10 protein-coding genes are annotated in these 11998 nt (G+C 44.1%); 2 read left to right on the top strand and 8 right to left on the bottom strand.

The genetic code is table 11. The annotated features are described in order from the left end of the window. Positions 1 to 286 precede the first annotated feature (286 nt). From IQ234_RS16850 to IQ234_RS16825, 6 genes are all read right to left on the bottom strand, one after another. Positions 287 to 475 (bottom strand): hypothetical protein, encoded by a 189-nt coding sequence (locus IQ234_RS16850; protein WP_158201858.1) that lies wholly within the window; start codon positions 473 to 475, stop codon positions 287 to 289. An 8-nt stretch (positions 476 to 483) separates the two neighbouring features. Next, positions 484 to 759, bottom strand: coding sequence for a cell division topological specificity factor MinE (gene minE, locus IQ234_RS16845; protein WP_002732811.1), 276 nt, complete (start codon positions 757 to 759; stop codon positions 484 to 486). A gap of 29 nt (positions 760 to 788) precedes the next feature. Further along, positions 789 to 1589 (bottom strand): septum site-determining protein MinD, encoded by an 801-nt coding sequence (gene minD / locus IQ234_RS16840; RefSeq protein WP_193957925.1) that lies wholly within the window; start codon positions 1587 to 1589, stop codon positions 789 to 791. 180 nt (positions 1590 to 1769) lie between these two features. Beyond that, positions 1770 to 2597, bottom strand: a complete 828-nt coding sequence (gene minC, locus IQ234_RS16835) for a septum site-determining protein MinC (protein WP_193957924.1) — start codon at positions 2595 to 2597, stop codon at positions 1770 to 1772. A 12-nt stretch (positions 2598 to 2609) separates the two neighbouring features. Beyond that, positions 2610 to 2981 (bottom strand): hypothetical protein, encoded by a 372-nt coding sequence (locus IQ234_RS16830; RefSeq protein WP_190722997.1) that lies wholly within the window; start codon positions 2979 to 2981, stop codon positions 2610 to 2612. A 392-nt stretch (positions 2982 to 3373) separates the two neighbouring features. After that, entirely contained in the window at positions 3374 to 4693 is a 1320-nt protein-coding gene (locus IQ234_RS16825; protein WP_193957923.1) for a four-carbon acid sugar kinase family protein, read from the bottom strand. A 149-nt stretch (positions 4694 to 4842) separates the two neighbouring features. Between IQ234_RS16825 and lpxA the strand changes: the two genes are divergently transcribed. Next, positions 4843 to 5679, top strand: coding sequence for an acyl-ACP--UDP-N-acetylglucosamine O-acyltransferase (gene lpxA, locus IQ234_RS16820; protein WP_002764806.1), 837 nt, complete (start codon positions 4843 to 4845; stop codon positions 5677 to 5679). A gap of 157 nt (positions 5680 to 5836) precedes the next feature. Then, positions 5837 to 7042 (top strand): lipid-A-disaccharide synthase, encoded by a 1206-nt coding sequence (gene lpxB, locus IQ234_RS16815; RefSeq protein ID WP_193957926.1) that lies wholly within the window; start codon positions 5837 to 5839, stop codon positions 7040 to 7042. Between the two features lie 181 nt (positions 7043 to 7223). Here the strand turns inward: lpxB and gcvP are convergent, their stop codons facing one another. Both gcvP and IQ234_RS16805 read right to left on the bottom strand, forming a co-directional pair. Continuing rightward, positions 7224 to 10169 (bottom strand): aminomethyl-transferring glycine dehydrogenase, encoded by a 2946-nt coding sequence (gcvP, locus tag IQ234_RS16810; protein WP_193957922.1) that lies wholly within the window; start codon positions 10167 to 10169, stop codon positions 7224 to 7226. A 157-nt stretch (positions 10170 to 10326) separates the two neighbouring features. After that, positions 10327 to 11952, bottom strand: a complete 1626-nt coding sequence (locus IQ234_RS16805) for an ArnT family glycosyltransferase (protein ID WP_193957921.1) — start codon at positions 11950 to 11952, stop codon at positions 10327 to 10329. Positions 11953 to 11998 lie beyond the last annotated feature (46 nt).

Genomic DNA, 11998 nt, shown 5'->3' with positions numbered 1-11998 from the left:
GTGTTGGGTGTTGGGGTAGTGGGGCTGAAATTTCCCTATCTCCCTATCTCCCTATCTCCCTATCTCCCTATCTCCCTAAATCCCTATCCCCTGTTCCCTGATATATCGGGATGTACTTTGTTGAAATGAAAAACGCTGTAATTCAATTGCTGATCTATGGGGATTAGTTCTTTACGGTTTGTCAAAAATGAGATTATATGCCAAAGGATCACATTTTTTCCTATTTTTAACAAAAACTTCACCATTATTGCCTCTTTTCAGGGGGCAAAAAGACTTTTTTCTTGGATTATTGGTCACTGTTGACCGGTAACTGCTCGGGAATATTAAGAAGGGGCAAGCGATCGCCGCGAAACAATTCCTCACTTTCCTGGCCCAATTCAATTAACCAATGATTGAGGGACCGCAAGGCCAGATAGGAGAGAAGAAAGGGACTGACCGCTAGACTAAGCCAAAGCTCGATCGGTTGAGTTTTCATGGCAATTTTTAGGTTAAAGGACGGCGTTTGATGCGACGAATCGGAAAATTAGCAATCAGGGCGGTAGTTCGTTGGTCACTTTCTAAGAGTAACTCGGTTTCCTCGGTGTCGATATCAAGATAACGACCGACCACTTCTAAGATTTCTTGACGCATCATATCGAGAATTTCGGGACTAAGATCGGCACGATCGTGGGCCAGAATAAGTTTTAAGCGTTTTTTAGCTTGGTCGCCACTTTTGCCCGAACCGCGCCATGCTAGAAGTTTATCGATCAGGTCATTCATAGTAGGTTAAGGGGTTGAGATGAGAGAGTTTAAGGCCCAAACAAGCGACGACGCAGACGGGTAAGAAAACCTTCCTGACCGGCCATTAAATCTAGAAACGGCACATCGCGACCCTGTAAACGTTGGGCAATGTTTCTAAAGGCCATAGAGGGAAGGGAAGTCTTCTCCTCTAATACTAATGGTTCTCCTTTATTAGTGGAAATAATAATTTTTTGATCGTCGGGAATAATCCCCAACAGGGGAATTACCAATAAGTCGAGAATGTCCTCGACGCTGATCATCTGATTCAGTTGGATCATTTCTGGCCGCAGCCGGTTGACAATCAGACGGATACTTTTAATATCCTCGCTTTCTAGTAATCCCACCACGCGATCGGCATCTCTCACCGCCGACATTTCTGGGGTAGTAACGATGATCGCTTCCTGAGCAGCGGCGATCGCATTGCGGAAACCCATTTCAATTCCTGCCGGGCAATCAATCAATACATAGTCATAACTTTTTGACAATTGGGCGACTAAATCCTTCATTTGATCGGCAGTAATTGCCTCTTTAGTGCGGTTTTGTGCCGCCGGTAATAAAACCAGATTTTCCTGTCTTTTATCCTTAACTAAAGCTTTATCAAGACTACAATCTCCCGCCACCACATCGAGGGCAGTATAAACGATACGCTGTTCTAGTCCTAACAATAAATCGAGATTTCTCAGTCCGAAATCGGCATCGACAAGGGCGACTCGACAGCCTAATTGAGATAAGGCTGAACCTAAGTTCGCCGTTACCGTCGTTTTACCGACTCCTCCCTTTCCCGATGTCACCACAATTACACGAGCCATAATTTATATCAGTTATCAGTTATCAGTTATCAGTTATCAGCTATCAGTTATCAGCTATCAGCTATCAGTTATCAGTTATCAGTTATTGGGTTGATAGAGTTTTTCATTTCAACGCAGTTAATCGCTATTTTTACCAGTCACTGAATCACTGTTTACTGATCACTGTTTACTGGTCACTGATCACCTTTTTTCGACCCATCCCACTTTATCTTTAAAGGTGTAGGTTCTGGAAAAATTATAAGCCCCAATGATACGGATTCCTCCTTCGCTGATACAGGCAATTTCTGGTTCTATGCGATCGCTATTTAAAGCCGGGGCCCGTGCCACTAATTTCGCGATTCTCAGTTGAGTTAAGTCGATTCGCAGGGCCATAATTACCGCTGCTCGATCGCCGCGGAATCCCGCATGGGCCACACCGCGTAAACTCCCCCAAACTAATATATCGCCATCAGCGACGATCGATCCGCCGGGGTTGACATCGCCCATGACTATAACTGTACCGGGGTGACGGATTTCTACACCTGATCGCAGGGTGGTTTTTAAGTACAAAGGTTCGGCGAGGAGGGATGGCAGCGGTTGCTCGTCCCCGAAAACCGTGGGACTCGACCGCATTTGTTCGACATTGTAACCCATAGTTGCCGCTGCCACTGCGGTTTGTCTTCTTTGAGTTTGGATGGTATGTAGGGGTAATTCGGCACTGTCTAAAATTGTGGCGATCGCTTGTAGTTGCCGCGTATCCATCAGGCGATCGCTTGCTTGTAGGTGTACAGGTGTTCTAGCGGGGCAGTTTTGACCGCTATTACGGAGATAATATTTCAATCCTGTCAAGATATCTGTCCAATCCTGACTTGTCTCCCCGGCGCCAGTTTTGGGTAAAATTAGCACCAATTTCTCGCCCTCACTTTTTAGGTGAATTTGGGCGTATCTTTCCATAACCGAGGCTGATGGCTCAATTTTTTCGGTTTCTAGGTCGATTTCTTGATTTATTCCGGTTTTAGTTTCATCCATAAAGATAATTTTTTACTTAAACAAGACAAAGCGCAAAATAGCGATCAGCAAACCGACGGAAGCGGTAATCAGTGAACCGCCTAAAATGGTTATTAATGCCCAAATTTGATTTTTTTGACTGCCCTCGACTATTTTGAGGCGATTATCCATCCCTTCGACTCTTTCGGTTAATTTTGCCTGTCCTATCTCTAGGGATTTAACATCTTGCTTGATTTCCTTAATATCAGCTTTAATTTCGCCAATATCAGCCTTAATTTCGACAATACTATTCTCGATCGCCGTGAAACGAGTCTCGATCGCCGTGAAACGAGTTTCGATCGCTTTTTGTCCATTGATAATTAAGTCTTCTAGCCTTTGCAAGTCCGTATCGGCAACAGTTTTCATAAAAATTAACCGGCTATCAGCAGCGATGTTTCTTTCATTATGAACCTTGAGCAGCCAGCAGCACTGGGAATTATGAATTATGAATTATAAATTATGAATTGGGGAGCTTTTTCAGTGATCAGTCCAGTAAACAGTAATCAGTGAACTGAAAACTGGTTCTTCGGTTTGTCTTATGCAACGTACAGGATTATAAGGAATGAAACTCTCATATAGAAAGACATTTGGCGATTTTTGTCAATTGTTTTTGATCTAGAGCGAACTAATCAATTAAATCTCTTGCCAGATAAGGATTTAGTCGATTTATGCCCCCCTATCGAACCATACCAAGTAACGAAGAACCTGAAAACTCACATCTGCTCACTGATCACTGATCACTGATAACTGATTGCCTCCTATTGACACAAACGTTGATAAACTGTGGCTAAAGCTTGGACATCACCAACGTTACCCGGGAAAAGAACCACAGGTAAATTAGGAAAGAGGGGATGATCGGCTGCTGTACGAACCATGGAGACACCGGGGAGAATCTGACCGAGTAAACGGGCCGATTGCAGGCTTAAACCCGTACTTAAGACATCATTGGAGGTAATTCCGCCTTTACTGATTAAAAAACTGATGTCACTGGGTAAACCCTTAACAATGTCCATTAACAGGGTGGAGACGGCAACCCCAAAATCAAGGCGTTTCTGCACAGAAGCAAAGGTTAACTCTTGCCGACTGGTATAGATCACGGGGGTTTGTTTATTTTTGTGAATAAGCTTGACTTTTTCCAGAGCTTGTGCTAGGAGTTGATCTCGTTGCTCAGGACGATCGCGCAATGCCGTCACATCGATTTCGACTCCGACGGTGTTGGGTTGTTGAAGCAGTTTATCTAATTGTTGGCTAGTTTTTTTGACGTGGGAACCGACGATAATTGCCCCGGCTTCCCCGGTAGGCTTATACTTACCCATAGATTCGGGTGCGATCGGTTGAGTTCCTAAATTAGCCAAAGAAGTTAAAATACTGGCGGCACTACGGAATAAAAATTTTTTTCCCTCCCCTGCGGCGGTTAAAATATCTTCAGCAAAGCGATCGAGATCCGCTTGAGTTTCCCCATCTACCACCCCACATTGATTATTTTTGAGCTTTTGCAGTCGTTCTAAACTACCTTGACGGATATCTGCCAGTAAAAATCTCTCTACATCATCTGCTTTAATTTTACCTTTCGTTTTCTCCTCCACATAATCCGGCAGATAACTATAGTGGTAGGCAAAAACCGAATCGCGAGCAAATTCCGTCTCGTGGACGGGAGTGGGAACGCCATCGATGATTAAATAGTGAATACTATCGCGAGTGATTCTACCCCCCTCAAAAAAGGCTGGAATCAGGAAATGAGCATCAAAACCGCCCAATTCTTCGGCAATAACATCAGTTTCGATCGGATAATGCCCGCGCAGGGTAGAATCGGAACGACTAACCACCAAAAAATCCTCGATTCCCTCTTTAGTTAAGGCAGTTTTCAGGTTATGACAGACTTCTCGCGTGACAGACTCGGCTTTTTCGGGGGTTAAAGCGCGAGTATTGGTCAAAACAAAGAAAATTGGCGCATTATCTGCCAATCCCAAGCGGAGAGTATCTTCATCCCACCCCATCAATAACAGACAACTATGGACTGTTTGGGAACCTGTCGGGTCGTCATCTAAGACTATAATTTTAGGTCTATTATTGCTCATATATTTTTTATCAGGATGGGAGGGACGAAGGAATCAAGAGAATCTGGTTAATAGTTTATCGGGTTCTGGTTCCCCATTAAAGTCGTCCCCCCCTAAGCAACCGCTATCAATCTTGATCACAATCTGTCCAATATAGGATAAGCTATACCTTGATTCATACAGTGACGAAGTTGAGCGCGGGAGACTTCCCTTTGAATACGTTAATCCACCCCACTGCGGTTATCCATCCGTCGGCAAAACTTGATCCCAAGGTTAAAGTTGGTCCCTATGCTGTGATCGGGGCCAATGTGGAAATTGAAGCTGATACAATTATTGATGCCCATGTGGTCATTGAAGGTCCGACTAAAATTGGCAAGGGTAATCATATCTTTTCCGGGGCTGTTATTGGTAATGAACCACAGGATTTAAAGTATAAAGGGGGCGAAAGTAGCGTAGAAATTGGTGATCATAACCAAATTCGCGAGTTTGTCACGATTAATCGTGCCACCGATACGGGAGAAGTTACCCAAATTGGCAATAATAATTTATTAATGGCCTATGTTCACGTTGCCCATAATTGTATTTTGCAAGATAACATTATTATCGCTAATAGTGTCGCCTTGGCCGGTCATGTCCAGATCGAATCAAAAGCAGTTATCGGGGGGGTTTTAGGAGTACATCAATTTGTTCATATTGGCAAAATGGCCATGTTAGGAGGAATGAGTCGTATTGATCGCGATGTTCCCCCTTTTACTTTAGTAGAAGGCAATCCCTGTCGCGTGCGAACTCTTAATTTAGTCGGTTTACAAAGGGCCGGTTTTACCGATGAAGATTTAGCTTTACTGAAAAAAGCTTTTCGGATTATCTATCGTTCTAATATAAATCTTCAGGAAGCTTTAGAACAAGTTTCTCTCTTAACCGATAACCCCCATGTTCAACATCTCTGTCAATTTTTACAATCCTCTACCACCGGAGAAAAACGTCGCGGTTTAATTCCGGGAAAATAATTTCTTGATTGAGGAACAGGGTGTGGAAATTATGAATTATGAATTATGAATTATGAATTGGGGAGATAGAAGAAAAAAGCTGTCTCCTGACTCCCATCTCCTGTCTCCTTCCTATCTCCCGACTCCTGAATTCTTTTATTATCAAATAATTATCCAAATGCGTATATTTATTAGTACGGGTGAGGTATCGGGTGATTTACAGGCAGCCATGCTGATTGAATCCCTTTTTAAACTAGCTAAAACCCAGGCAATTGAGTTAGAAATTTTTGCCCTAGGTGGCGATCGCATGGAGATAGCCGGAGCAAAAATGTTGGGTAAAACCACTCGACTGGCTGCCATGGGATTAATTGAATCTATCCCCTTTATTTGGCCCACTTTACAACTACAAAAACGAGCAAAAGAGTTTTTTAGAGATCATCCCCCTGATATCATTATTTTAATTGATTATGTGGGGGCAAATGTGGCGATCGGTCAATCGGCTAAAAAAATTATTCCCCAAGTACCAATAATTTATTATATTGCCCCACAGGTGTGGATTTGGTCAGAAGAAAATATCCCCTCAGCTAAACTCAGGTCCACAGCAGAAAAGTTATTTAATACGGAAAAATTAATCGCCGTCACTGATAAATTATTAGCAATTTTTCCTGCCGAAGCTCGTTTTTTTGAAACAAAAGGTTTACCAGTAACTTGGGTGGGACATCCTTTAGTTGATCGTATGGCTAATGCTCCCAATCGTCAAGAAATGCGGCAAAAATGGGCGATAAAACCCGAAGAAACGGTAATCGCTTTGTTACCTGCTTCCCGTCAACAGGAGTTTAAATATCTCGTGCCGACGGTGTGTGCTGCTGCCCAAAAATTACAGGAAAAAATACCCGATATTAAGTTTTTAATTCCCGTTCCCCTAGCTTTATACGAACCAAAAATGCGAGAATTAGTCAAGGAATATGGATTAAATGCGGTGATTATGGAACGAGATCAGACTTTAGAAGCGATTGCCGCGGCCGATCTGGCTGTGGCTAAGTCTGGTACAGTTAATCTCGAAATTGCTTTATTAAATGTGCCGCAGGTGGTGGTTTACCGTTTAAGTGCAGTTACTGCTTGGATTGCCCGCAATATTATGAAGCTTTCTGTACCATTTGTCTCACCAGTAAATTTAGTTTTAATGCGAGAAATTGTTCCCGAATTATTACAAGAGGAAGCTAACCCAGAGAGAATTATGGAGGAATGTCTAGACCTATTATTAAATCAGCAACGTCGCCAAAAAATGTTAGATGAATACGCAGAAACTAAAGCCGGTTTAGGAACAGTAGGAAGTTGCGATCGAGTGGCACAAGAGGTGTTTAATACTAAATCCAGTTATTAAAAACTGACTATGTATTACCCCTTTTGCCTTTTGCATGAGTAGAAAACGGGTTTCTTCGAGAAACCCGTTTTCTGTGCGTTACTCAACGGATTTAGTATAATTTTACAGTTCAAGTTCCAAAAAACCAGAAAAAAGCGGGGTAATTTGCCACTACCCCACCAATACTATCAAGGAATTACGATTACTTATAAGCGTCCATCCCCTCACAGGAACAAACCAGATTTCTGTCCCCGTAGGCATTATCAACCCGTCCCACTACCGGCCAGAATTTATAATCTTTTAGCCAAGAAAGTGGGTAAGCTGCCTGTTGACGGGAATAGGGACGACTCCAATCATCGGCAGTTAAAACTGCGGCTGTGTGGGGGGCATTTTTCAAAGGATTATCGTGGATATCCATGGTACCATTAGCGATCGCTTGTACTTCTTGATAGATAGTTAACAAAGCTTCACAAAAACGGTCTAATTCCCCCAAAGATTCGCTTTCCGTGGGTTCCACCATCATTGTACCCGCCACGGGCCAAGAAACCGTCGGCGCGTGGAAACCGAAATCCATCAAGCGTTTTGCCACATCTTCCACCTCGATGCCGGCCTGTTTTTTCAGGGGACGTAAATCAATCACGCACTCGTGGGCAACCGTTCCCGCGCTACCCTTAAATAAAACCGGATAGGCCGACTCCAGACGAAAAGCCAGATAATTAGCGTTCAAAATTGCCACTTCTGTCGCTTTTTTCAAGCCGGCTGCCCCCATCATAGCGATATACATCCAAGAAATCACCAAAATGCTGGCACTACCCCAAGGCGCGGCCGAAATTGCGCCAATTGAGTCCTGATGCTTACCGTTAGAGGTTTCTGGGGATAATTTCGCCAAAACTAGGGAAACATCGGGCAGAAAAGGCACTAAATGGGATTTTACTCCGATTGGTCCCATGCCGGGTCCGCCACCACCGTGGGGAATACAGAAAGTTTTATGGAGATTCAAGTGACAGACATCAGCGCCAAAATCCGCCGGACGACATAAACCCACCTGAGCATTCATATTCGCGCCATCCATATAGACTTGACCACCGTATTGATGAATCAAGGCGCAAATTTCGCTAATTCCCTGTTCAAAAACGCCGTGAGTGGAAGGATACGTCACCATCAAAGCCGCTAGATTATCCTGATGCTTCTGGGCCTTAGTTTTTAGGTCATCAATATCAATATTGCCCCGAGAATCGCAATTAACCGCCACTACTTTCATACCACACATAACGGCGCTGGCAGGATTAGTCCCGTGAGCGGACTCAGGAATTAAGCAAATCTGACGATGACCTTGACCGCGACTTTCATGGTAGGCTCGGATCACCTGTAAACCGGCATACTCTCCCTGAGAACCGGCGTTCGGTTGTAGAGAAATGCCATCAAACCCGGTAATTTCCCCTAACCAAGTCTCTAACTGTTGAAAGAGCAGTTGATAGCCTTCTGCTTGGTCAATCGGAGCAAAAGGGTGTAATTTGCCGAATTCTGGCCAAGTTACCGGAATCATCTCCGCTACGGCATTGAGTTTCATCGTACAGGAACCGAGGGGAATCATGGAAGTATTTAAGGCTAAATCCTTTGTTTCCAGACGGTGCAGATATCTGAGTAATTCCGTTTCCGAGTGGTAACGATTGAACACCGGCTCGGTAAGATAGGCACTGGTACGGGTTAAATTAGCGGGTAATTCTAGACTAATTTTCTCGACTAATTCCGCCGTGGTAAAGGGTAATTCCTCGGTTGCTGCGAAAATTTGCCATAAATCCCACACATCCCTGAAAGTGGTAGTTTCATCGACACTAATTCCTAGATTATTCTCATCAAAATAACGCAGATTAATCTTATGGGTTTTTGCCTTCCCAAGGATGTCCTTAACTCCCGTGGATACCGTAACTTTAAGCGTATCGAAGTGCGGTTCTTTCCCCACCTGATAACCCAACTGTTTTAAGCCAGTTGCCAATAAAACGGTTAATTTCTGCACTCTTTGGGCGATTTTCTTGATTCCTTCCGGTCCATGATACACCGCGTACATGGAAGCAATCACCGCTAGTAACACCTGTGCGGTACAAATATTACTGGTGGCTTTATCCCGGCGGATATGTTGTTCCCGGGTTTGCAAAGCTAAACGCAGTGCGGGTTTACCCTGACTATCCTTCGATACCCCGACAATGCGCCCCGGAATACTGCGTTTATAGGCATCTTTGGTGGCAAAATAGGCGGCATGGGGACCCCCATAACCCAAGGGAACCCCAAAGCGTTGACTGCTACCCACGGCAATATCAGCCCCCAATTCGCCGGGGGGAGTCAACAGGGCTAAACTGAGAATATCGGCGGCAACCGTGACTAAAGCCCCATTTTCCTGCGCTTTGCTGATAAATTCCCGATAGTCATAAATTACGCCATCGGTGGCTGGATATTGTAATAATGCGCCAAAAATCGGCGTTTGGAAGTCAAAGAGACGATGATCCTCGATAATAATGTCAATACCTAAAGGAATCGCTCTGGTTTTAACAACTTCAATCGTTTGGGGATGGCAACTACTAGAGATAAAGAAAGCATTGGCTTTAGTTTTACAAAGTCCGTAACTCATGCTCATCGCTTCTGCGGCTGCTGTTCCTTCATCGAGGAGGGAAGCGTTAGCAATTTCTAGACCGGTTAAGCTAGTGATGAGAGTTTGGAAGTTTAAAAGAGCTTCTAAGCGTCCTTGGGCAATTTCCGCTTGATAGGGAGTATAGGCGGTGTACCAACCCGGATTTTCTAAGATGTTGCGGAGAATTACCGGCGGGGTGATACAGTCATGGTAGCCCATGCCAATAAAAGAGCGAAATACCTGATTTTTGGAGGCAATAGCTTTTAATTGGGCAAGAGCGGCGTATTCACTCAAGGCAGGTGGTAGATTAAGGCTTTTTTGTAAACGAATTCCTGACGGGACAGTTTTAGCGATTAACTCCTCCACGGTAGCAACACCCAAAACCGCCAGCATTTTCTCGATTTCCGTCTCCGTCGGTCCAATATGACGGTTAACAAAGCTATCGGTACAGTCTAGCAGGTCTTGCAGGTCAGCAGGAGCGAATTCCTCGGTTTTCTCGGCCGTAATTGACCTATTTAGCATATTAATCTCGGTTTAAACAATTACAAAAGTGCTGCGTTTCATCGCTAGGGGTGATTTTAACGCAACTTGTAAAATTTTTGTAATATTTCAAGTCAGCAATCGGCAAGATAAAGCGGAACCTAATTTGCTATCGAAAGTATGCACAAAATTAACCTCACTACTGCTTCGTCACCAAAAACCAACCAGAATCCGTAGATCCGATCGCCTTTAATCCTTCTAAATCAGTAGCTTCTTTGGTTTGACGATCGATAATTAGGTAAGGTTGCTTGTGACTTTGCCAATGATTGATTAATTCTTCAGTAGCAAGGGGAAAAACCCGACGACCACTATAAAAATTTAACGAGGGGCGCTCGTAGGCAAAAGCAATATAAACAGGGTGATCAGCTGGCACATATTTCTGCACTAAACTCGCCACCGGTTTGACGGGGAAATTCTCATTTAATTCCCAGATCCACAGGGGAGAATTGACAAAAATAAACAAAGAAACCAACATTCCCCAGAGTAAAACCACGATGAATTGTTGCGAGCGCCGAGCTAACAAAATCGCCGTTGTCACCATGGTCAGGGAAAGTGACAATAAGGTTAAAAGAATTAAGGGATGGAGAGGTTCAATAGCGGCAAACTTAGCCTGGAAATAGACCATTAAAGCTAATAAACCCGCCACAACGCCGACAATACCCAGAATAATTGACCAGATTGGATGATAGGGGCGATCGATGGGAAAATTACCCAGCTGCGCCAAGGCATAACCGGCCGCTAAAGCTAAGGCCGGATAGATCGGCAGAATATACCAAGGCAATTTAGTCGCCATTACCGAAACCACCGGCAGATAAACACCCGTCCAAACTAACAGTAACTTCGCCCAACTGTAGAGATGTTCCTGACGGGCTAAACGTAAACCCCAAACCGAGAAAATTAACCAGGGCCAACTATATTTAATAATTTCTAGCAGATAATACCAAAACGGTCCGCGATGATTGTCCAGATCGTCACTAACTCGCTTTAACTGTTGAACAAAAAGGGAATCGAGAAACTCCCGCTCGTAGTGCCAAAATTGGGCGGTGTACCAGGCAAAAGCGGGGGTTGCTCCCAATAACCAACCTGACCAAAAATAGGCAGAAGTTAATAACCGAGGGGTATCCCAGAGCAGAAAAATAAAGCCGATACCCGCCAATAATAGCCCCATAATCCCCTTAGTCAGACAAAGGAGGGCAAATCCTAACCCCGCCCCCACAGACCAGCGTAAATCGCGCCGTGAGCGCAGTAAACCAACAAACATCAGGATTTCAAAACACAATACCGCTCCATCCAACATGGCTAAACGGCCATGGCGCACCACCGGCAACAGAGTTAAATAGATCAGGGCCGATAGTAAAGCTGGCAAACGAGCCGGAAAAATTTCTCGACCGAGAAGATAAAGAAGCGGCACCGATAAAGCTGTAAAAAAAGCGGGAATTAGTCTAGTATTGGCCTCATTGATGCCCCAGAAATGGTAGGTTAGACCAATTAAACTATGAATCAACGGCGGTTTATTCAGGTAGGGATCACCCCAAAGACTAGGAAATAACCAGCGCAATTGTCCCAGTGGGGTTTGGCTAATTTCCTTGGCCACCTGAGCGATTGTTGCCTCATCCCAATCCCGCAAGGGTAAATTCCCTAATCCCACTAGATAGATAATTAAGGCTGCTATTAATAATCCCAGTAAACACAGAAATTCTTTAAAATTTTCTCTCTGACGCAATTTATAGCTAGAATATCCCCAAGTAAATTTTTGACGGTTCATAAGCTGTTTTATATTTTAAATTTCAGGGGCTAGGGATGGGGAAGTG

It is taken from the genome of Microcystis aeruginosa LEGE 91341 (genome assembly GCF_015206885.1).
In the GTDB taxonomy this organism is placed as follows: Bacteria; Cyanobacteriota; Cyanobacteriia; order Cyanobacteriales; family Microcystaceae; genus Microcystis; species Microcystis aeruginosa_H.
This window is presented reverse-complemented; position numbering and strand designations above follow the sequence as displayed.